The organism is Thermomonas aquatica, from assembly GCF_006337105.1.
In the GTDB taxonomy this organism is placed as follows: Bacteria; Pseudomonadota; Gammaproteobacteria; order Xanthomonadales; family Xanthomonadaceae; genus Thermomonas; species Thermomonas aquatica.
On sequence record NZ_CP040871.1, the window covers coordinates 440,408 to 461,049 of the forward strand.

The following is a 20,642-nucleotide window of genomic DNA, read 5'->3' on the forward strand; positions in this document are numbered from 1 at the left end:
AGAAACGCAAAGGGGCGCAAATCGCGCCCCTTTGTTTTCGCGCGCCGCGCGCGCGGCTCAGAACGCCTTCTTCGCCACCTTGTCGTGCAGTTCGCCGATCAACATGTTCGCGGCCGAGCCGTACCACCTGTGGTACTCAGCCACCATCTCGCCCTTGATGATCACCGGGTCGGTGGCGACCAGCGCCTGCGCCTGCGCGATGTCCTCGACGGCGAACACGAACAACCCGCGCCAATCGCCGCCGTCGTCCATGAACGGTCCGGCGATCGCCAGCTTGCCCTGCTTCGCCAGGCGCTCGATGTTGGCCATGTGTCCGGCGAACATCGCCTTGCGCTCCGCAGCGTCGGTCACCTTGGTCGGCCCCGTCTTCAGGATCACCAGCACGTAGCGGCGCATGCCGTAGTCGTCGGCGCCGGTTTTCGCCGCGAGCTGCGCATCGAAGCCCGCCGCCGGCACGGCCACGGCGGGATCGGCCGCTTCCGCGACGGACAGGGAGAGCATCAACGACAGGGCGAGCAGGCAACGGCGCATGGCGGTTCTCCGTGGTGAGCGCCCGAGTGTACGCATTGCGCCCGAGGAGTATCGTTGCCCGACCCCCACGCCGGAGCGTCCGATGAAACGCCTAGCCGTCCTCGCCCTCGCCGCCACCCTTGCGCTGCCCGCCTTCGCCGCGCTGAAGCCCGGCGCGAAGGCCCCGCAGTTCACCGCGCCCGCCTTCCTCGCCGGGAAGGCCTTTAGCTTCGACCTCGCCGCCGCGCTGAAGAAGGGCCCGGTGGTGGTGTATTTCTTCCCGGCCGCGTTCACGCCCGGCTGCAACGTGGAGGCGGCGACGTTCTCGCAGGCCATCGACAAGTTCAAGGCGCAGGGCGCGTCGGTGATCGGCGTGACCGCCGGCAATACCGAGCGGCTGGCTGAATTCTCGAAGGACACCGAGAAATGCGCGGGCAAGTTCCCGGTGGCGGCGGACGACGGCGCGAAGATCGCCAAGACCTACGACGCGACGATGATGCTGAAGCCGGACCTCGCCAGCCGCACGTCCTACGTGATCGCGCAGGACGGCAGCATCGCCTTCGTCCACGACGCGATGAGCCCGAACCTGCACGTCAAGGAAACCCTGGCGGCGGTGACCGCGCTCAAGGCGAAAAAACGCCGCTGAAACGACAAGGGAGCCGCATGGCGGCTCCCTCATCGCGTGCACCAGCGGAACGCACTTACCAGATGCGCACGCGCTGTTCCGGCGCCAGGTACATCTTCTCGCCGGCCTTGACCTCGAACGCCTTGTACCAGGGATCGAAATTGCGCAGCGGGCCGTTGGCGCGGTACATCACCGGCGAATGCGGGTTGGTCTTGATCAGGGTCAGCAGCGATTCGTCGCGGTACTTGCCCTTCCACACCTGCGCCCAGGCCAGGAAGAAACGCTGGTCGCCGCTGAGGCCGTCGATCACCGGCGCGGGCTTGCCCTTCAGGCTCAGCCGGTAGGCGGTGTAGGCCATCGAAATGCCGCCCAGGTCGCCCAGATTCTCGCCCATGGTCAGCGCGCCGTTCACGCACTGGCCGTCCAGCGGGCAGTAGCTGTCGTACTGCGCGCCCAGGGCCTTGGTGCGCTGCTCGAAGCGCGCGCGATCCTCGTCGGTCCACCAGTTGCGCTGGATCCCGTCGGCGTCCGACTTGCTGCCCTGGTCGTCGAAGCCGTGGCCCATCTCGTGGCCGATCACCGCGCCGATCGCGCCGTAGTTCACCGCCGCGTCGGCGTTCACGTCGAAGAACGGCGGCTGCAGGATCGCCGCCGGGAACACGATCTCGTTGAAGCTGGCGTTGTAGTAGGCATTGACCGTCTGCGGGGTCATGCCCCATTCCTCGCGGTCGGTCTTCTGGCCGATGCGGCGGTTCTCGTCGGCGCGGTTGTACTTGCGCAGCGCGATCGCATTGCCCAGCAGGTCCTTGGGCGAAATGGACACGCTGGAATAGTCCTTCCACTTCGACGGATAGCCGATCTTCGGGCGGAACGTCGAGAGCTTGCGGTAGGCCTCGGCCTTGGTCGCCTCGCCCATCCAGTCGAGCGTCTCGATGTTCTGGCGCAGCGCGGCGCGCAGGTTTTCCACCAGCTGGTCCATCGCCTGCTTGGCTTCCGGCTTGAAATAGCGCGCCACGTACAACTCGCCCACTGCATCGCCCAGGCCGCCGCCGCTGCCCACCAGCGCCACCGCGCGCTTCCAGTCGTCGCGCTGCGCCTTCTGGCCGCTGAGCACCTTGCCGTTGAACTCGAACGAGGCTTCGTCGATCTGCCTGCTCAGCAGGTCCGCATTGCCGTCGATGGCGTGGAAGCGCAGATAGTCCTGCCAGGTCGGCAGCGGCGTCGCATCGACCACGTCCAGCACCGGCTGCACCGCGTCCGGGGTGACGACGTTGACGCGGTCCGGCTTCGGCATCTGGTTGGCGGCCAGCCACGCGCTCCAGTCGAAGCCGGGATAGTTCTGCTGCAATTCCGCGAAGCTCACCACGTTGTAGGTCTTGTCGCGGTCGCGCAGCTTGGCCCGCTCCCACTGCGGCTTGGCCAGCCTGGTTTCAAGCGCGAGGATGTCCTGCGCGCGTTGCGCCGCGTCGGCGCCGGTCACCCCGGCGAAGCCCAGCATGCGTTGGATGTGCGCGACATAGGCCTCGCGGATCTTGGCGAAGCGCGCGTCGGGGTTGAGGTAGTAATCGCGGTCCGGCAGGCCGAGTCCGCCCACGCCCAGCGAGACCAGGTACCGGTTCGGGTCCTTGCGGTCGATCGACACGCCCAGCCCCAGCGGCGCGCTGCTGCCGTCCAGGTCGCTGTTGGCGAACGCGGCGACCAGGTCGCCCTTGCTCCTGATCGCGGCGATGCGGTCGAGGACCGGCTGCAGCGGCGCGATCCCGGCGGCATCGCGGGTGGCGCGATCCATGAAGCTCGCGTAGTAGTCGCGCACCTTCTGGTCGTTGCTGCCCGGCGCGATGCCGGGCTTGTGCGCCAGCCCGTCGACCAGGCCGTGCACCTGGTCCTCGGCGCGGTCGCGCAACTGGTTGAACGAACCGTAGCTGGTCTCGTAATCCTTCAACGCATAGGTGTCGATCCAGTGGCCGCTGGCGTAACGGTTGAAATCGTCGCCCGGCTTCACCGAGGCGTCGCGCGCGGACAGGTCCACGCCGAAGCGGCCCAGTTGCGGCTTGTCGGCGGCGGCGGTGGAAAACGCGGCAATGCCGAAGGCAATGCCGAGACCAAGCAGGGAACGCTTCATCGGGGACTTCCGAGGGAACAGGAAGCCCGAGCATAGCCGGCACGCGATGGGCCGGCCTGTGCCGTTGGTTGCCTTCAGACCGCGGCGGTCACCACGATCTCGACCTTCCACGCCGGGTTCGCCAACTTCGCTTCCACGGTGGCGCGCGCGGGCGCATTGCCGGCCGCCACCCACGCGTCCCAGGCGCGGTTCATGCCGGCGAAATCGGCGATGTCGGCGAGGAAGATCTGCGCGCGCAGGATCCGGGTCTTGTCGCTGCCGCACTTGGCCAGCAGCTCGTCGATCTCGGCCAGCACCTCGCGGGTCTGGGTTTCGATGTCCGCATCCGGGGTGAGCGGCACCTGCCCCGCCAGGTAGGCGATGCCGCCGTGGATGCTGGCCTCGGACATGCGCGGGCCGGCGTCGATCCGCTGGATCGCGTTCGCAAGCGCGAAGTCCAGCGCCGCGCGCACCGCGGCGGCCTGCGCATCGTTGCATTGCTGCGGCGAGGCGCGCGGGCTGTCGGGATAGACCTCGGTCGTGGTCACGTAGCGCGCATCGGTGATGCCGGCGCACAGGCCCAGCGCGCGGCAGTCGTATTCGATCACGCCCGGCGCGACCACCGGCGAGCCGATGATCGTGCCATCCGGATCGGCGGGCGCGATATGCGTCACCCGCGCCACCTCGGCATTGACCGCCCGCTGGAACGCCGGCTGCGGGCGCGCGCTGTCGGCGCACAGGTAGAAGCCGTCGGGGATGGTGCCCGGCTCGAACGGCTTGCCGTCGCGCGCGGCCAGCGCGGGGCGGAATTCGGATTCGTCGCTGTCGGTGGTTTCGTGCAGGTCGATATGGACCAGGATCTTGCCCTGCAGCGGCTGCAACAGGTTCCACAGCGCCGCCGATTCCTGCGCCGGGCTGCCTGCGCGGAAATTGCGGTTCGGGTCCAGCGCCTGCGCGTTCCAGCGGTTGATCCGCTCGTAGGCCCAGGGCGACACGCAGGGCACGACCAGCAGGTTGCACTTGCCGGCGTAATCGCCCGCATGCCGCTGCGCGAACTGCAGCGCGCCGTGCACGCCGCTGGTCTCGTAGCCGTGCACGCCGCCGGTGACCACGGCGACCGGCAGGGCGTCGTTCCAGTCGCGGCTGCGCAATGCGAAGGCCGGATACGTGCCGTCCGGCGCGCAATCGAAGCTCGCGTACTGCTGCACGTCGAAACGGTCGCGCAGCGCGTCGATCTTCGCCGCCACCTCGTCGGCATAGCTGCGCCGCTTCGCCTGCACGGCGCGCCACTGCGCCTTTTCGGCATCGCCCCAGGGCGTACCGGGGGTGCCGATGGGATAGAACTTCGCCGTGGTCATCGCTGCCTTCCTCGCACGTGGGTGACCGGCATTTTCGCACTTGCGGCGCATGCGCCGATAATCCGCGCATGCGCTACCGCGGCCCGCTGCTGACGACACCCGTTTTCGATGCCCTGCTCGCCGCGCGCGACGCCGGCCTGCCGGCATGGAGCGGTTCGCTGGATCTTGGCCGAGGCACCGGCACGGCCACGCTTTCCGGCGACGGCTGGGAATGGAACGACGTGCGCTATCCGTATCCCGGCAAGCTCAAGGAGCGCACGATCTACTGGTGGGACGGCGACGCATTCGCGCCGGTGTCGCGCTACGCGGGCAAGCTGATCAAGCTGGTGCCGACCGAGTGGGACGTGCCGACCTTCGAGATCGACGGCATCAAGATGCTGCCCACCTCGAAGGAATCGCCGCTGGACGACGCGCGGCGCAAGGTGGCGCTGGTCCAGCCCGCGGGCAAGACCGTGCTGGACACCTGCGGCGGCCTTGGTTATTTCGCGGCGTGCTGCCTCGATGCCGGCGTGGCGAAGATCCAGTCGTTCGAGAAGAACGAAGACGTGCTGTGGCTGCGCACGCTCAATCCTTGGTCGCCGGATCCGGGTGCCAGCGGCGGGCGCTTGCAACTGACCCATGGCGACGTCTCGCAGGCCATCGCCGGGTTGCCCGATGCCGGCTTCGATGCCCTGCTGCACGATCCGCCGCGTTTCGGCATCGCCGGCGAGCTGTATTCGCAGGCGTTCTACGACCAGCTCGCGCGCGTGCTCAAGCGTGCTGGCCGCCTGTTCCATTACACCGGCTCGCCGAACCGGCTGACCAGCGGGCGCGACGTTCCGCGCGAGGTGGCCAGGCGGCTGGAAAAAGCCGGCTTCAGGGCGGAACTGGCGCTGGACGGCGTGCTGGCCGTCCGCCGCTGATCGCCGCTGCGACGTGTTCAACGGCATGTATCGGTCGAAGCTGCTGCGCAGCGTCCCGGCCACGACCGAATTCCCGGCAGCGCCGCCGCAAGGCGCGCAACCCGCGGCGAAGGCCGGCTGACGCAGGCGACTTCAAGCCCGCTTCACCGTCGCGCCATCGCCGGTTCGCGCCGGCGGCGCATCGTGGCCGGCATTCCACCGGCCGGATGCCGCATGCACGACGCAAGCCAGGGTTTCGACTTCGACGTGGTCATCGTCGGCGCCAGTTTCGCCGGTGCCGCCTGCGCGCTCGCCGCCGCCCAGCGCGGCTTGCGCGTATGCGTGCTGGAACGCAAGCGCGACCCCGGCGACAAGCTGCGCACCACCGGCATCATCGTCAAGGAAGCGGCCGAGCACACCCTGCTGCACCGCCTGCCCGCGGCGATGACCCGGCGCATCGAATCGGTGCGGCTGTACGCACCCAGCCTCAGGCAGGTCGCGCTGGCCGCGCCCGGCTACTACTTCCTCACCACCGACACGCCCGCGGTGATGCGCTGGCTGGCGCAGGAGTTGCGCGCGCACGGCGTCGACCTGCGGCTGGACTGCGCGTTCACCGATGCCGAACGCATCGCCGATGGCTGGCAGGTGCAGGCCGCGGGCAGCACGCGCTACCTGGTCGGCGCCGATGGCGCGCGTTCGCGGGTGGCGCGGCGCTGCGGCCTGGGCGAAGTACGCCAGTTCCTGTACGGCATCGAATACGAATTCCCCGGCGCGAAGCTGGCCGACCCCGACGCCCTGCACTGCTTCATCAGCAAGCGCTACGCACCGGGCTACATCGGCTGGCTGGCGCAGAACCCCGGCGGCGTGCAGGCCGGGCTGGCCTTGCGCCACGACCCGGCGAACGCGCGGGTGCCGGACATCGACGGCTTCCTGCTGCGCGCGGGCATGGCGGGCGGGCTGCCTCGCCATCTGAAGCCCGGGCATACCCGCGCCGGCCTGATTCCCTGCAGCGGGCCGGTGGCCGGCCTGGCCCGCGACCGCGCGATCCTCACCGGCGACGCCGCCGGGATCGTCTCGCCGGTGACCGCCGGCGGCATCCATGCCGCATGGGAGCATGGCTGGGCGGTCGGCCGCGCCATCGCCGCGCAGCTGCGCGATGGCGGGCCGCCGGCGGAACAGGCGGCGATCGATGCCGCGCCGCGCTTCCGCGCCAAGCGCGCCCTGCGCTGGGCTTACGACCGCCTGCAGTTCGACTGGCCGTTCGACCTGCTGCTGCATTCGCCGCCGTTGCGCTGGGCCGCGGAGCAGGTGTATTTCCACAAGCGCAGGGCGTGATTCCGCGCTCACGCGGCAAGCAGGCGCATGGCGTAGGATGGCCCTGCACCGTGCTCCACACGTGCGTCCCGTCCGACCGCTTGCATGGTCGCTCGCTGCGCTTCCCCCCATGCGTCACCACCCCTTCGCCGGGGTGACGCCCCCAAAGGGAGCGCCAATGCCGGGTCATCGCCACCCCCTCATCCGCGACCAGCCGCCACGCGGCCATCATCGGGCCAGCGCATGAATCCGCGGACCGATTCGCCAAGTTGCGATCGCTGCGACGCCGTGTGTTGCCGGCTGACCGTGGTGCTGATGGCCGAAGACGACGTGCCGCCGCGCTTCACCGCCTTCAACGAGCACGGCGTCGAGGTGATGGCGCGCGACGAGGACGGCTGGTGCGTGGCGATCGACCAGGGACGGATGTGCTGCTCGATCTACCAGCAGCGCCCGGCGATCTGCCGCAAGTTCGAGATGGGCGGGCGGTACTGCCGCGAGGTGCGCGCCGACTACGCCGACCGCAACGCCCGCGGCATCCCGCTCACGATGTATTGAAGGGAGGTGCCATGCCACGTCCGAAGAAACCGGCCGCGACGCCCGCGCCATCCGCCCTACCGCCGTCGAAGACCACCCATCTATTCCCGTCGCGCAAGCCGATCGACCGCAGCGCGATCACCCACGAACGCATCGCCGCCGACCTCGAGGATTTCCGCAAGGCCGGCGGCAAGATCGAAGTCCTCGGCGTGACCCGCAGCCTGAAGAAGATCGGCCCCGATGCGGACGACGCCCCGCCCACGTCACCCGCCAAGCCGCGGCGCTGATCCGGCGCGCGCCTTCGATGCTAGGTGGCGCGCGCCTGGTCCCGCGCCGACTTGCCGAACAAGGCCGCCGACAGCAGCCATGGCACTGCGAACAGCGCGCTGAGCGCGAGTTCGCGCGGTTCGAATCCGCCCATCGCCAGACCCACGCCGACCGCCAGCAATTGCGCGATCGCGGTCGCCGCCATTGCCCGCGCCATGCCGCGCGGCTGGGGGCCGGCGATCAATGCGCCCGCCAACGCGACCAGCAACACGCCGGCGAACAGCAGGTTGACCGGGTCGTGCTCGCTGCCGAGCATGCCCACCGCCAGGTTGGCCCAGACGGTGAGGAATGCGGCCAGCGCCGCCAGGCCGAAACCCGCGCGATAGGCGGTATTGCCGCTCAACCAGGCGCCGAGTTCGTACAGCCCGCAGGCGCCGGCCAGCATCGCGCCCATCACCAGGAAATCCAGGCCGGTCCAGTTCACCCCGCCCTGCGGGAAGAATTGCATCGCCAGCGCCGGCAACAGCAGCAGGCCGCCCGCCGCGCCCCACACGAATGGCCGCAGGCGATTGCCGCGCCCGCCGTTGCCGATTGCCATGGATCCGGTCATCGCCCTGTCCCCGCATTGATGTGGTGGCGGCCAGCTTGCCGCGGCCGGGTGAGCATGCGGTGGGCCTTGCGTGAAGCGGAAACGAAGTCGCGCCGCTCAGGCGCGGGGCGCGTCGTCCCCCAGCAGCGTCGCGAGTTCCGCATCCTTCTCGCTCCACAGCGCGTTCATCCACTGCTGGAAACGGGCGCGGAAGGCCCGGTCGTGCTGGTAGTCGCCGCGCAGGATCTCGTCGGGGATCGCGCGTTGGCGCACCCGCACGCGGACTTCGGGAATGCGGTCGGACAGCAGGTCGAGCAGCGTCGGCGATCCGCCCGGATAGGCGATGCTCACGTCCAGGATCGCGTGCAGGCCATCGCCCATCGCGTCCAGCACGAACGCCACGCCGCCCGACTTCGGCTTCAGCAGGCGGCGATACGGCGCGCCCTGCGCCGCATGCTTGGCCGGGGTGAAGCGCGTGCCTTCGACGAAATTCATGATCGCCACCGGCAGCGCGCGGAATTTCTCGCAGGCGCGGCGGGTGGATTCGATGTCGCGACCGGCCAGTTCCGGACGCTTCGCGATCTGCTTCGGCGTGTAGCGGCCCATGAACGGGAAGTCCAGCGCCCACCATGCCAAGCCGAGCAGCGGCACCCAGATCAGCTGGCGCTTCAGGAAGAAGCGCATGAACGGGATGCGCCGGTTGAACACCTTCTGCAAGACCAGGATATCGACCCAGCTCTGGTGGTTGGCCAGCACCAGGTAATGGCCGTTCCTGGCCAACGGCGCGTCCTCGCCGAGGTCGATCCGGGTCTGGGTGAAGCGGTCCCACATCCAGCCGTTGACCCCGATCCAGCTTTCCGCCATCCCGGTCAGCACGCCGTTGCAGGCCCGCCGCAGGCGTTCGGAAGGCAGCAGCGCCTTGAGCAGCGCGACCAGCAGCAGCGGCAGCACGTGCAGCACCGTGCTGGCGGCGATCAACAGGGACAGCAGGAACAGTCGCAACGGCAGCATGGCACCATGGCAGGCATCGGATGACGCGCCATTGTCCGGGGGAAACGCGGGTCGCGTCACCCTGCGCGGCTATTGCCTGACGAACGCCTGTCCACGCCAGCCGATCCGGCCGCGATCGCAACGCAGCGGTTCCGGCGGTTCCAGCGCCGAAGTCGATGCGCCGAACAGGCCCGGTTGCGCGGGTTCCAGCCGCATCGCCAAGGCACCGACGTCGGCGACCAGGCCCGTGTCGTCCTGCACCACCCGCATCTCGCCGTACAGCGCGTTGGCGTAGCGCCCCGTGCAGGCGCGCAGGCTGGCCGCATCCGCTCGCCAGCGCCAGCCGCCCCATTGCGGATCGGCGCGATCCTGTTCGATGGCGGCACGGCGCTTGGCGGCCTTGGCTTGGACATTGGCCGGATATCCCGCCAATGCCTTGCGCAAGCGCCCGGTTTCGCCGGGCTGGCCGGTCGCAAGGCCGATGAAGGCCTTGATCATCGCCAGTTGCAGGCCTTCCATCGCGCTGTCGCTGTTGGCCGCCAACGACAGGCCCGCGCGCGCCGACGGCACCAGCACCGTCACCGACACCGCGCCGTCGTACGCACCCGGGTGCATCAGCGCGGTCTGTCCGCGATAACTGCAGGTGTACCAGCCCAGGCTGTAGCCATTGCAGTCGATCTCGCCGTCGGCGAGCTTCGATTGCGCGATCGGCCGCTGCGAACGCTGCCATGCGCCGGCGGGCAATGCATGGCCGGCATCGCCGATGCCGAGGTTGGCCTGCATCCAGCGCGCCATCGCGTTCGGCGATGCCAGCAGGCCGCCTGCCGCATGCATCAGCGCATCCGGCTTCGGCCTCAGCGCGCGCCACTGCGAGCCGTCCCACTGGTGGTTCCAGCCCAGCTGCGCCTCGGGAACCGTCGAGGAGCGCGACGAAACGCCATCGAGGGCGAGCGGGCGCAGCACCGCGGCATCGAGCCAATCGCGCCAATGGCGCCCGGTCGCGGCTTCCAGTGCCGCGCCATAGATGAGGTCGCCGATGTTCGCGTAACGAAAGCCGGCGGCGCGCGGCGCCACTTCGCTCGCCAGCAGCGCCGGGTACTCCGCCGCCGGCACCTCGCGCACGTGCGCGGCGAGGACATTGAGGGTGTCGGTGGCCAGGCCTTCCTGGTGCGACAGCAGGTCGGCCATGCTGATCCGCCGCGGGTCGGCCGGTGCCGGCAACTGCAATGCCGGCCAGACATCCGCCAATGTCCTCGACAACGGGAATTCGCCGCGCGCATCCAGCACCGCGGCCAGCAGCCCGATGAAGGACTTGGTCTGCGAGGCGATGTAGAAGCGCGTATCGGCATCGGCCTCGATGCTGCGGTCCGCGCGCGGCCGGCCTTGCACATCGATCCATGGCGCGGCATCGCCCTGCACAATGACCGCCGCCAGCGCCGGGGTACCGCCCGGCACGCGCATCGCCGCGGCGACCGCGTCGCGGAACGGCGCGCTCAGCGCAGGATCGACATGCCGCAGCGCGGCGCTCGGCATCGGCGATGGCGTTGCGGCCAGCGCATCGCCCAGCAAGAGAGCCGGCAGCGCGAGCAACATGAACGGGGTATGGGCGATGGACTTCGGCACGATGCCTCCGGGCGTCGGGCGACACCGCCCGTCCGCAACGGATACGGGCCGCGCGCATGCCGTTGCATCGGCGCGGTCCCGCCGCATCGCCGCCGCGCGGAACCTTCCCGTTCCATCCCCGTCGAAATCCGCCGCGTCCGTCCGTCGTACAGTCGGACCCGCCCGGAGACCGCCATGACTGCCCCCCGCCTGCGCCTGTATGCCCACCCGTTCTCGTCCTACTGCCAGAAGGCGCTGGTGGCGCTGTACGAGAACGCCACCCCGTTCGACTACCGCAGCCTCGAGCAGGCAGGCAACAACGCCGAACTGGCGGCGCTGTGGCCGATGAAGCGCTTCCCGGTGCTGGCCGATGGCGAGCGCACGGTGCTGGAGGCGAGTTGCATCATCGAATACCTGCAGCTGCACCATCCCGGCCCGGTGCGGCTGATCCCGGACGATCCGGACGCCGCGCTGGAAGTGCGCATGCTCGACCGCTTCTTCGACAACTACGTGTCCACCCCGCAGCAGAAAGCCGTGTTCGATGCCATCCGCGCCGAGGCCGACCGCGACCCCTGCGGCGTGCGCGAGGCCCGCGCCATGCTCGAGACTTCGTACGCGTGGCTGGATGCGCGCATGGCCAGCCGCACCTGGGCCTGCGGCGACGGCTTCAGCCTGGCCGACTGCGCGGCCGCGCCGTTCCTGTTCTACGCCGACTGGACGCACCCGATCGACCCGCGCTTCGCCAACGTGCACGCCTATCGCGAACGGCTGCTGGCACGGCCGTCGTTCAAGCGCGCGGTGGACGAGGCGCGGCCGTATCGCGGCTATTTCCCGCTGGGCGCGCCGGATCGGGATTGAAGCCGGGCGCAGCGCGAGCGCCGCCTACAGGTCCAGTCCCTCGCGCACCTTGACGATGAAGGTCAGCGCGCTGCCGCTGCGCAGCTTGCCCTTCTCCACCCGCACGAAGAACGGGATGGTGCCGTTGCCGACCACCGACCAGGTCTTCTGCACCAGGTGGTAGAGGCCCTCCAGCCCGGGCAGGTTCTCGATCTCGACCACGAAGAAGCCAGTCGACTGGTCGAACAGGTGCGCCATCTGCCACAGCTGGAAATTGGACTTCTTCAAGCCGGTCACCGGCACCCCATCGGCATCGGTAACCCGGACCACGATGATCAGGCGGTCGTCGTCCTTGAGGATCGCGCCCTGCGCCGACACCTGCAACGGGCCGGAGGCAAGCGTGGGTCGCGGGGTCTTTCCTACCGTCGCGTCCGGACGCCCGGTGGGCGTGGGCGTGGCGCCTCCGACTTTCTTCCTGGCCATCTGCCGAACTCCTCGCGAGGGGGTAACCCTGTCAACGCGGGCGGCGGCGACGATGGGCCATCGTCCGTGGCCGGGTCAGGCTGCAGCGGCAGCCGAGAGCAGGCCCTTGCGCCGCAACCACCATTCCAGCGGCATCGTCACCAGCGGCGGGATCGCCGCCAGCATGCCCAGCAGCAGCGCCCAGCCCGGCCAGCGCAGGCGACTGGCGGTCACCAACGTGGCCGCCAGGTAGAACAGGAATGCCGCGCCGTGCAGGCGCCCGAACAACCACACGCCGACGTCGGTCGCCTCCGCGCCGTATTTCAGCCACATCCCGATCAGCAGTCCCGTCCAGGTCAGGGCTTCGGCGAACGCGGCGACCGCATACAGGCGTCCGCTCGCGGACAAGGGTTGGACGGGCATCGGCAACTCCGTGGCAATGGCCGGTCATTGTGTTTGAAACGGCGAATGGCGCAAACCTCGGGCGCGTCTGCGTGGCCGTACCGGATCAACTTGCCATCACAAGCGAGCACTCAGGCGCGGAAGACCGGCTCCAACAGCCGGAACGTGCCGGCGTCGGCATCCAGTTCGACCATCCCGCCCACCGGCACGATGAACTGCTCGCGGATGTGCCCGATCATGGCGCCGCGATAGGCCGGGATCTTCAACGGCCCGATGTGGTCGTCGAGGATCTGTTCCAGGGTGAGCGAGCCGTAGCCGTCGCCGGGCTTGCAGTCGCTGCATTCGCCGAAGATGAAGCCGGCGATCCGGTCCAGCGCGCCCATCAGCTTGAGCGTGCTGAACATGCGGTCGATGCGGTACGGCGCCTCGCCCACGTCTTCCAGGAACAGGATCCTGCCGTTGAAATCCGGCAGGTAGGACGAGCCGGCCAGCGCGGCCAGCACGCTGAGGTTGCCGCCCACCAGTTCGCCGCGCGCCTTGCCGCCGCGGATGGCGAGGGTGCGGTTCCGGCGCGGCACCAGTTCGTCGCCGGCCTCGGCCTTGTTGCGGTATTCGATCAATTCGCGGTCGAAGAACAGGCGACGGAACTGGTCGGCATTGAACGCATTCCAGCTGCCGGAACCGACCTGCCCGTGGAAGGTCACCAGCCCGGTCTTCGCGTGGATGGCGCTGTGCAGCGCGGTGATGTCGGAATAGCCCAACAGCACCTTGGGGTTGCGGCGGATGGCGTCGTAATCCAGCAGCGGCAGCAGGCGTGCGGCGCCGGAACCGCCGCGCACGCAGACGATGGCCTTGACCGTGCTGTCGGCGAACATCGCGTTGAGGTCGCCGGCGCGTTCCGCATCGGTGCCGGCAAGATGGCCGTAACGCGAGGCCAGATGCGGCCCGGCCTTGACCTTGAAGCCCAGCGCTTCCATCGCCTCGCGCGCGAGCTGCAGGCTGAAACTGTCGTCGCTGGCCGAGGACGGGCTGACCAGTCCCACGGTGTCGCCCTTGTTCAATGGCGCCGGCAACAGGCGCTTGTGCGCGGATGCCGTCGCGCCCGCCGTGCCAGCGAGCGGAAGCAAGGAGGTGGCCAGTGCCGCGCTGCCGAGGAATTGCCGCCGATCCATGCCGCCATCCGTGATGAAGTCGTACGCTGCAGGTTAACAACCACGCCCCACGCGCAACAATCCAGCCGGCGCCGGCGCATTCACGGAAGCCGGTTCATGCATGTCGATTTCCGTTACGCCGGTTCGTCATACAGTCGAACCCGCACACACTGCCGGGCCCGTCCGTTCACGATGCAGGAGCAACGCCATGATCCCGAAGAACACCATCTGCCTGTGGTACGACAACGACGCATACGGCGCCGCCACGTTCTACGCCGAAACCTTCCCGGACAGCGCGGTGACCCGGGTGACGCGCGCGCCCGGAGACTACCCGTCCGGCAAGCAGGGCGACGTGCTGACCGTCGAATTCACCGTGTTCGGGATTCCCTGCATCGGCCTCAATGGCGGGCCGGCGTTCAAGCAGAGCGAAGCGTTCTCGTTCCAGATCGCCACCGACGACCAGGCCGAGACCGACCGCTACTGGAACGCCATCGTCGGCAACGATGGCCAGGAAAGCGGATGCGGCTGGTGCAAGGACAAGTGGGGCCTGAACTGGCAGATCACCCCGCGCGTGCTCACCAGGGCCTATACCGGCAACGATCCGGCAGCGGCCAAACGCGCCTTCGACGCGATGATGACCATGCGCAAGATCGACGTGGCGGCGATCGAGGCCGCGGTGCGCGGCTGAGTTGCGAGGGCGCGCCCTTGGCAGGCGCGCCTTTGCCGGGGCGCCGCGGTCAGTACGCGCCCATGAAATCCTTCTTGCCCAGCTCGACGCCGTTGTGGCGCAACAGCGCGTACGCGGTGGTGACGTGGAAGAAGAACTGCGGCAATCCGTAGTGCAGCAGGTAGCCCTGGCCGCTGATCGAGCGCTCCTTCGGCGTACCGGGGCGCAGCAGGATGGTGCGATCTTCGCTGCCGTCGAACGCGGCGGCGTCGAGCCCGTCGATGAACGCCACGGTCCTGGAAATCCGCGCCTGCAGCTCGGCGAAGCTCTGCTCGGCATCGTCATAGGCGGGCACGTCCACCCCCGCCAGCCGCGCCGGCACGCTCTTGGCGAAATCGCAGGCGATCTGCACCTGCCGCACCAGCGGGAACATGTCGGGGAACAGCCGGGTCTGCAGCAGCACCGCCGGATCGATCTTCTTCTCGATGGCGTGCGCTTCCGCCTTGCCGAGCAGGTCGCCCAGGCTGGCGAGCAGTTGCTTGAACACGGGAACGGAGGCGGCGTGCATGGAAAGGCTCATGGCGATCTCGCTGGGGAAACCGCCATGGTAGCGCCGGCGGCGCGCTAGTCGGCTTCCGCCGCGGCTTCGCGGCCCTGCTGGCGGATCAACGCTTGCTCGCGCGCATCGTCGATCGCGTGGCGCACGCCATCGACATCGACCGCCGATTCGTCGTGCACGAACACGCCGGTCAGCTCGCTGTCCGGATGCAGTTCGCCGGCCTCGTACAGCGCCCACATTTCCTCGCCGTACCAGGTGTCCAGCAAGTCCGGCGCCCACGCGCCCAGGCTGGCGGTGAGGTTGTTGACGTCGCGCAGCAGCATCGTGCGCGCGGCATTGTTGCCGGCGGCGCTGACCACCTGCGGGAAGTCGATGATCACCGGGCCATCCGGCGCCACCAGCACGTTGTACTCGGACAGGTCGCCATGGATCAGGCCGATGCACAGCATCTTCTGCACCTGGTGGACCAGGAAACGATGGAAGCCGCGTGCCTGCAGCGGCGACAGCTCGACCTCGCCCAGCCGCGGCGCGGAATGGCCGTCGGCATCGACCACCAGTTCCATCACCAGCACGCCGTGGAAATAGCCGTGCGGCTCCGGCACGCGCACGCCGGCGTCGCGCAGCCGGTACAGCGCATCGACCTCGGCGTTCTTCCAGGCGGTTTCCTGCTGCTTGCGTCCGTACTTGCTGGCCTTGCCGATGGCACGCGCTTCGCGGCTGCCGCGCACCTTGCGGCCTTCCTGGTACTGCACGCGCTGCTGGAAACTGCGCTGCGCCATGTCCTTGTAGACCTTGGCACAGCGGATCTCGCGGCCGGCGCGCACCACGTACACGGCGGCTTCCTTGCCGCTTTTCAGCGGCCGCATGACCTCATCGATCACGCCGTCGTCGATGAGGGGCTGCAGGCCCGAAGGGGTTTTCATGGCATCTCGAGGCGAATGACGGCGCGACAGGACGCGCGCATCGGGAAATCGGGGGCGACAGAGTGCCTGATCGTTACACTGCCTGTCCTGAATCCCGTGGCGCGCGCGCATGTCCGATCCGGCCCAGCATCCCGTTCGATTGGCGAAACACGTGGCCGACCTCGCCCGTTGCACGCGGCTGGAAGCAGAGCAGTACATCAAGGGCGGCTGGGTGTCGGTCGACGGCCGCGTGGTCGAAGACCCGGCGCACCTGGTATCGGGCGAAGCCGTGCTGATCGATCCGGCCGCGCAGCTGGAAACCGTGGAACCGGCGACCGTGCTGCTGCACAAGCCGGTGGGCTACGACACCATCAGCGGTCGCAAGGCGGCCGCGGGACTGGTGCAGCCGGAGACGCGCTGGGCCGAGGATCCGTCCGGCGTGCGCATGCTGGATCGCCATTTCCATCGACTGACGCCGCTGGTGCCGCTCGATGCCGAGGCCAGCGGGCTGATGGTGCTGACCCAGGACGGCCGCGTGTGGCGGCGCCTGACCGAGGACGGCGACGAGATCGAACAGGAATTCGTGGTCGAAGTCAGCGGCGAGATCGCCCCGTACGGCCTGCGCAAGCTCAACCACGGCCTGCACTACAACGGCCGCGCGCTGCCGCCATGCAAGGTCAGCTGGCAGAACGAGGTCCGCCTGCGCTTCGCGATCAAGGGCGTGCAAGGCGGGCAGCTGCGCGACATGTGCGCGCAGGTCGGCCTGGGCGTGGTCGCGATCCGGCGGCTGCGGATCGGCAAGGTCTCGCTGGCGAAGATGCCGGTCGGCGCCTGGCGCTACCTGCCGGTCGGCGAACGGTTCTGACCGGCTTCAGGCGGCGCGCACGCGCAGCGTCAGACCCTTGAGGAAATTGCGCAGCAGCTGGTCGCCGCACAGGCGGAAGTTCTTGTGTCCCGGCTGGCGGAACAATGCCGACAGTTCCGGCTTCGAGATCGCGAATCCCGCGTCCGCGAAGGCCCGCTGCATGTCCACGTCGGTGAGCTGGAACGCCACCCGCAGCTTCTTCAGCACCACGTTGTTGTTGATCCGCTTCTCCAGCGGGCGCGGCGGCAGGGATTCGTCGCGGCCGCGGCGGTGGATCACCAGGCCGTCGAGGAAATGCGCCATCACCCGGTCGCTGCAGGCGACGTGGCCGGGCTCGTCTTCCTTCAGCAGGTATCCGCGCAGTTCGTCCTTGTCGATCGCGAACCCGGGATCCGACAGGCGGACGATCTCGATCAGCCTGTTGTCGCTCAGGTCCAGCATGTAGCGGATGCTGCGCAGGATGTCGTTGTTGATCATCGATCCGGCATGCGTTCTGGAAGTGGCGGCCAGTTTAGTGGCGAAACCGCCCCGCGCGCGGGCCAGCCGATCCAGCGCGATTCCGCCGCGCATTCCCCGTCCCGGCATGCTTTGCATTAACGTGCGACGCGCGGGACGTCGCCCGCGCCAGCCGCCCCGACCATGGCCCTCGACCTGTTCCTGAAGCCTTACAAGCCCAAGTCGCGTTCGAAGGCGGCGTCGCTCAAGGCGAGGGAGGCCTTGTTCGACGCGCTGCAGGCGGCTTATCCGCAAACGGCATTGATCGGCGATGCCAGGCAGGGCCGCATCGAACGCTTCCCGCTGGGCGAGCTGCACATCGCGCCGGACGAACTGCACTGGACCATGCATGGCGTCGACGATGCGGAACCGGTCCATGCCCTCGCCGACTGGTTCTTCGCCCACGGCTTCGCCTGCGTGGATCCGCAGGATGCCGGTTTCGACCGCCCGCGGATCGAACCGCCCGCGATCGGCGGCAGCCTCGACGACCTGGTCGGCGCGCGATGGCTCGGCCTGCGCTTCGACCGCAATTACGCCACCGCGCTCAACCTCGACTTCGCCCTCGCCGACGGGCGTCGCGCCGAACTGCGGATGTGGCACCTCGGCCGCTGCCAGGTTCCGGAACTGTCGCCGTTGGTGAAGGCCGTGGTCGCCGGCAGCGTGTTCGAACCCGGCGACTACGACAGCCTGCGCGTGCGGTTCGAGGGCGACCATGAGCTGGTCTTCACCGATGCCGTGTTCGGCGGCGTGCACATCGCCGCCTGACCGCGGCCAGCTCCGGCGCGCCCGATCGTCGATTCGCCGGCCGCCCGTTCGTCGCACGAATGCGACGCAAGAACCCCGCAGGAACCCGCCATGGACCCGACCATCACCGCCTTCCAGCATTCGCCCGACCGCGGCCGCGGGCTGGCGCGCGACATGCGCGTGCGCTGGGCGCTGGAAGAAACCGGCCAGGCCTACGACGTGCGCCTGCTCTCGTTCGCAGAGATGAAGCAGCCCGCGCACCTGGCGCTGAATCCGTTCGGGCAGATCCCGACGTACGAGGAAGGCGACCTGACCCTGTTCGAGTCGGGGGCGATCATCCTCCACCTCGCGCAGCGCCATCCCGGCTTGCTGCCTGCTCAAGCCGATGCCCGCGCACGCGCCATCAGCTGGATGTTCGCCGCACTGAATACGATGGAACCGCCGATCGTCGAATTCGGCATGGCCAAGCTGTTCGAACGCGACAAGCCCTGGTTCGAGCAGCGCCAACCCATGCTCGAAGACCGCGTGCGCACCCGGCTCGGCCAGCTGTCCGCCCGCCTCGGCGATGCCGACTGGCTCGATGGCGCGTTCAGCGCGGGCGACCTGCTGATGGTGACGGTGCTGCGCCGGCTCGACGGCCACGGGATGCTCGAGGAACACCCGAACCTCGTCGCCTACGTGGCGCGTGGCGAAGGCCGGCCCGCGTACCAACGCGCATTCGCGGCGCAATTGGCGGTGTTCGCCGCCGGCGCGACTTGAATCCGCCGCCGTTGCGGCGCGCACCGGCTGCGGATCAGCGGCTCAACAGCAGGATCGGCAACGCCATCAGGCCCAGCAGGCATACGATCGCCAGCACGGTCAGCAGCACGCGAACCGGTTCATCGCGCAATTGCGACCGGAAGGTTTCCGCGGTCCCGTCGCGCACGGCGGCGGCATGTTCGGCGCGCATGCGGATCCCGCGCTGGTCCTGGTAGTCCGCCATCAGCCGCCTGGCCTCGGCGATGGCCGAATCTTCCTTCACCCAGATCCCGCCGACCGAGATGTTCCACGGGCCCGGCCTGGTTTCGTAGTACGCGATGCCATTGGCATCGAGCATCGCGCGCACCTCGTCGGCCTCGTCGCCGGGGACATTGCGCAGGTTGAGCAGCAGCTTGGCCATGCCGCCGATGATAGCCGCGGCAACAGGCGCGGATGTCCGGTGCGCGCGCCGGACTGCGTGGATCCATGACGGGGGATCCGGCAACGCACGAGGGATCGCCATGCCCAGGATCGAACGGCCGTTCTTCCCGATCATCTACGTCCGCGGTTACGCGATGACCAGGGACGAGATCCTGCAGACCACCTCCACCCCCTACATGGGCTTCGAGGCCGGATCGACCAAGATCCGCCAGGCGCAGGACGGACGCGTGCTGAAGTTCGTGTTCGAGTCGCCGCTGGTGCGGCTGATGAAGGACTACGACTACCGCGACACCTATGCCTCGGGCGCGGAGAACGCCGGCAAGCTGCCGCCGCGCAGCATCGTCATCCATCGCTATTACGACAGCGCCGACCCGGCCTTCGGCGACGGCAAGGCGCCGTCGATCCCGGATGCCGCCAGGGCGCTGGGCCAGCGCATCGCCGAATTGCGCGACCGCGTCTGCGGCAACGTGGAGGCCGACCGCAAGGCCTTCCGCGTGTACCTGGTCGCGCATTCGATGGGCGGGCTGATCTGCCGCTGCCTGCTGCAGAACCCCGAGGTCGCGAGCGCCGAAGTGCGGGCGATGGTGGACAAGGTGTTCACCTACGCGACGCCGCACAACGGCATCGAGATGGGCGGCATCAACGTGCCCAGCATCTTGTCGCTCAACGACATGAACAACTTCAACCGCGGGGTGATGGCGAAGTACCTCAAGGTCCCGAAGGACAAGGTCAACACGCTGGGCGATTCCGGTTTCCCGCCCTCGCGGCTGTTCAGCCTGGTCGGCACCAACAGCCGCGACTACGCCGTGGCCCACGGCCTGTCCTCGCTGGCGGTCGGGCAGATGAGCGACGGCCTGGTGCGGATCGAGAACGCCTACGTCGAAGGCGGCCCGCGCGCCTTCGTCAACCGCAGCCACAGCGGTTTCTTCGGCATCGTCAATTCCGAGGAGGGCTACCAGAACCTGGTGCGCTTCCTGTTCGGCGACATCTGCGCCACCGGCCGGCTGGACATCGGCGCGCTGCCCTTCCCGCCCGAGATCGAACGCGCCCGCGCGCAGGGCAAGAAGATCGCCTCGTCGTACTACATCGAAACCACGGTGGCCCCGCGCGGCGCCTACACCTACGACCTGACCAGCCGCACCAAGGCGCAGGAAAGCGCGGTCCGGCGCGAATATTCGGAACTGTTCGACGCCGGCGGTGCGCTGGCCCGCAACGCGCGGTCGCCCGTCCTGTTCTCGGTGTTCCTCGACAGCGCCAAGATCCTGGCCGGCAGCGAAGTGGCGTTCTCGATCGAGATCGCGGTGTCCAACGCCGGTTACGAGATCGACGGCGCGCTGTTCCTGAAACAGCACATCCCCGGCGAATACCTGTTCCGCGACACCCTGGTGCTGTTCGCCAAGCGCGACGATGCCGGCGGCTGGAAGCTGCGCTACGTCTGGGCCGACGAGCACTGGGCCACCGGCCCGAAGAACGCCGCCGAACTGGCGCGGCTGGGCGGCAAGGCGATCGTCGGCACCGAACAGGCGCCATCGGTGTTCGCGGTGCCGCTGGCCTCCAGCAAGGGTTTCCAGGCGGAGCTGAAGATCGCGCTGGCGCCGTGGGCGTGAG

General features: G+C 68.7%; 24 protein-coding genes and 1 pseudogene. 11 read left to right on the forward strand and 14 right to left on the reverse strand.

What is annotated here, in order from left to right; translation table 11 throughout:
* Positions 1 to 57 precede the first annotated feature (57 nt).
* Positions 58 to 531, reverse strand: coding sequence for a YciI family protein (locus FHQ07_RS02035; RefSeq protein WP_168191438.1), 474 nt, complete (start codon positions 529 to 531; stop codon positions 58 to 60).
* 82 nt (positions 532 to 613) lie between these two features.
* On the opposite strand from FHQ07_RS02035, the gene FHQ07_RS02040 reads away from it, so the two are divergent.
* The gene (locus FHQ07_RS02040) at positions 614 to 1,156 is read left to right on the forward strand and encodes a peroxiredoxin (RefSeq protein ID WP_139715109.1); all 543 of its coding nucleotides are present in this window, start codon (positions 614 to 616) and stop codon (positions 1,154 to 1,156) included.
* 55 nt (positions 1,157 to 1,211) lie between these two features.
* Here FHQ07_RS02040 and FHQ07_RS02045 read toward each other — a convergent pair whose 3' ends face one another.
* The 3 genes and pseudogenes from FHQ07_RS02045 to FHQ07_RS02050 all read right to left on the reverse strand — a co-directional run.
* On the reverse strand, positions 1,212 to 3,257 hold the full coding sequence (locus FHQ07_RS02045) for a M13 family metallopeptidase (protein WP_139715110.1): 2,046 nt from the start codon (positions 3,255 to 3,257) through the stop codon (positions 1,212 to 1,214).
* Between the two features lie 74 nt (positions 3,258 to 3,331).
* A complete protein-coding gene (locus FHQ07_RS14440) occupies positions 3,332 to 3,646 on the reverse strand; it encodes a RidA family protein (protein WP_206202368.1) in 315 nt (104 codons plus the stop codon).
* Positions 3,647 to 3,676: 30 nt separating this feature from the next.
* Positions 3,677 to 4,594 (reverse strand): annotated as a pseudogene (locus tag FHQ07_RS02050) (M14 family metallopeptidase); the annotation flags it as partial.
* Positions 4,595 to 4,662: 68 nt separating this feature from the next.
* Here FHQ07_RS02050 and FHQ07_RS02055 point away from each other — a divergent pair.
* The 4 genes from FHQ07_RS02055 to FHQ07_RS02070 all read left to right on the forward strand — a co-directional run bounded on the left by FHQ07_RS02055 (position 4,663) and on the right by FHQ07_RS02070 (position 7,610).
* A complete protein-coding gene (locus FHQ07_RS02055) occupies positions 4,663 to 5,496 on the forward strand; it encodes a class I SAM-dependent methyltransferase (protein ID WP_139715112.1) in 834 nt (277 codons plus the stop codon).
* Between the two features lie 213 nt (positions 5,497 to 5,709).
* Complete coding sequence (locus FHQ07_RS02060) at positions 5,710 to 6,810, forward strand: NAD(P)/FAD-dependent oxidoreductase (RefSeq protein WP_139715113.1); 1,101 nt, start codon at positions 5,710 to 5,712, stop codon at positions 6,808 to 6,810.
* A 222-nt stretch (positions 6,811 to 7,032) separates the two neighbouring features.
* Positions 7,033 to 7,344 (forward strand): YkgJ family cysteine cluster protein, encoded by a 312-nt coding sequence (locus tag FHQ07_RS02065; protein WP_139715114.1) that lies wholly within the window; start codon positions 7,033 to 7,035, stop codon positions 7,342 to 7,344.
* A gap of 11 nt (positions 7,345 to 7,355) precedes the next feature.
* Positions 7,356 to 7,610, forward strand: a complete 255-nt coding sequence (locus tag FHQ07_RS02070; RefSeq protein ID WP_139715115.1) for a hypothetical protein — start codon at positions 7,356 to 7,358, stop codon at positions 7,608 to 7,610.
* Between the two features lie 20 nt (positions 7,611 to 7,630).
* Here the strand turns inward: FHQ07_RS02070 and FHQ07_RS02075 are convergent, their stop codons facing one another.
* From FHQ07_RS02075 to FHQ07_RS02085, 3 genes are all read right to left on the reverse strand, one after another.
* Positions 7,631 to 8,188: a hypothetical protein gene (locus FHQ07_RS02075; RefSeq protein ID WP_168191439.1), complete on the reverse strand. Its 558-nt coding sequence runs from the start codon at positions 8,186 to 8,188 to the stop codon at positions 7,631 to 7,633.
* Positions 8,189 to 8,296: 108 nt separating this feature from the next.
* Positions 8,297 to 9,190 carry an acyltransferase gene (locus FHQ07_RS02080; protein ID WP_139715116.1) on the reverse strand — a complete coding sequence of 298 codons (894 nt, stop codon included), beginning with the start codon at positions 9,188 to 9,190 and terminating at the stop codon, positions 8,297 to 8,299.
* 69 nt (positions 9,191 to 9,259) lie between these two features.
* Positions 9,260 to 10,792, reverse strand: coding sequence for a serine hydrolase domain-containing protein (locus FHQ07_RS02085; RefSeq protein WP_168191440.1), 1,533 nt, complete (start codon positions 10,790 to 10,792; stop codon positions 9,260 to 9,262).
* A gap of 174 nt (positions 10,793 to 10,966) precedes the next feature.
* Here FHQ07_RS02085 and FHQ07_RS02090 point away from each other — a divergent pair, with 174 nt between their 5' ends.
* Positions 10,967 to 11,629: a glutathione S-transferase family protein gene (locus tag FHQ07_RS02090; protein WP_139715118.1), complete on the forward strand. Its 663-nt coding sequence runs from the start codon at positions 10,967 to 10,969 to the stop codon at positions 11,627 to 11,629.
* A 24-nt stretch (positions 11,630 to 11,653) separates the two neighbouring features.
* Here FHQ07_RS02090 and FHQ07_RS02095 read toward each other — a convergent pair whose 3' ends face one another.
* From FHQ07_RS02095 to FHQ07_RS02105, 3 genes are all read right to left on the reverse strand, one after another.
* The gene (locus FHQ07_RS02095) at positions 11,654 to 12,091 is read right to left on the reverse strand and encodes a hypothetical protein (protein WP_139715119.1); all 438 of its coding nucleotides are present in this window, start codon (positions 12,089 to 12,091) and stop codon (positions 11,654 to 11,656) included.
* A 75-nt stretch (positions 12,092 to 12,166) separates the two neighbouring features.
* Positions 12,167 to 12,493 carry a DUF3817 domain-containing protein gene (locus FHQ07_RS02100; RefSeq protein ID WP_139715120.1) on the reverse strand — a complete coding sequence of 109 codons (327 nt, stop codon included), beginning with the start codon at positions 12,491 to 12,493 and terminating at the stop codon, positions 12,167 to 12,169.
* A gap of 110 nt (positions 12,494 to 12,603) precedes the next feature.
* Positions 12,604 to 13,644, reverse strand: a complete 1,041-nt coding sequence (locus tag FHQ07_RS02105) for a S66 peptidase family protein (protein WP_139715121.1) — start codon at positions 13,642 to 13,644, stop codon at positions 12,604 to 12,606.
* Between the two features lie 187 nt (positions 13,645 to 13,831).
* Here FHQ07_RS02105 and FHQ07_RS02110 point away from each other — a divergent pair, with 187 nt between their 5' ends.
* Positions 13,832 to 14,311, forward strand: a complete 480-nt coding sequence (locus FHQ07_RS02110; protein WP_139715122.1) for a VOC family protein — start codon at positions 13,832 to 13,834, stop codon at positions 14,309 to 14,311.
* Positions 14,312 to 14,360: 49 nt separating this feature from the next.
* Here the strand turns inward: FHQ07_RS02110 and FHQ07_RS02115 are convergent, their stop codons facing one another.
* Positions 14,361 to 14,858, reverse strand: coding sequence for a DUF1993 domain-containing protein (locus tag FHQ07_RS02115; RefSeq protein ID WP_240703529.1), 498 nt, complete (start codon positions 14,856 to 14,858; stop codon positions 14,361 to 14,363).
* A 56-nt stretch (positions 14,859 to 14,914) separates the two neighbouring features.
* A complete protein-coding gene (locus FHQ07_RS02120; RefSeq protein ID WP_139715124.1) occupies positions 14,915 to 15,772 on the reverse strand; it encodes a PA4780 family RIO1-like protein kinase in 858 nt (285 codons plus the stop codon).
* A gap of 109 nt (positions 15,773 to 15,881) precedes the next feature.
* Between FHQ07_RS02120 and FHQ07_RS02125 the strand changes: the two genes are divergently transcribed.
* Entirely contained in the window at positions 15,882 to 16,616 is a 735-nt protein-coding gene (locus tag FHQ07_RS02125) for an rRNA pseudouridine synthase (RefSeq protein WP_139715125.1), read from the forward strand.
* A gap of 6 nt (positions 16,617 to 16,622) precedes the next feature.
* Here the strand turns inward: FHQ07_RS02125 and FHQ07_RS02130 are convergent, their stop codons facing one another.
* Entirely contained in the window at positions 16,623 to 17,093 is a 471-nt protein-coding gene (locus FHQ07_RS02130; protein WP_139715126.1) for a YehS family protein, read from the reverse strand.
* Between the two features lie 162 nt (positions 17,094 to 17,255).
* Between FHQ07_RS02130 and FHQ07_RS02135 the strand changes: the two genes are divergently transcribed.
* Both FHQ07_RS02135 and FHQ07_RS02140 read left to right on the forward strand, forming a co-directional pair.
* Positions 17,256 to 17,876 (forward strand): hypothetical protein, encoded by a 621-nt coding sequence (locus FHQ07_RS02135; protein ID WP_139715127.1) that lies wholly within the window; start codon positions 17,256 to 17,258, stop codon positions 17,874 to 17,876.
* A gap of 90 nt (positions 17,877 to 17,966) precedes the next feature.
* Complete coding sequence (locus FHQ07_RS02140) at positions 17,967 to 18,614, forward strand: glutathione S-transferase family protein (RefSeq protein ID WP_139715128.1); 648 nt, start codon at positions 17,967 to 17,969, stop codon at positions 18,612 to 18,614.
* A 34-nt stretch (positions 18,615 to 18,648) separates the two neighbouring features.
* On the opposite strand, the gene FHQ07_RS02145 is transcribed toward FHQ07_RS02140, so the two are convergent.
* Entirely contained in the window at positions 18,649 to 19,014 is a 366-nt protein-coding gene (locus FHQ07_RS02145) for a DUF6164 family protein (protein ID WP_139715129.1), read from the reverse strand.
* A gap of 100 nt (positions 19,015 to 19,114) precedes the next feature.
* Here FHQ07_RS02145 and FHQ07_RS02150 point away from each other — a divergent pair, with 100 nt between their 5' ends.
* Positions 19,115 to 20,641 carry a lipase family alpha/beta hydrolase gene (locus FHQ07_RS02150; RefSeq protein ID WP_139715130.1) on the forward strand — a complete coding sequence of 509 codons (1,527 nt, stop codon included), beginning with the start codon at positions 19,115 to 19,117 and terminating at the stop codon, positions 20,639 to 20,641.
* The last annotated feature ends 1 nt before the right edge of the window (position 20,642 follow it).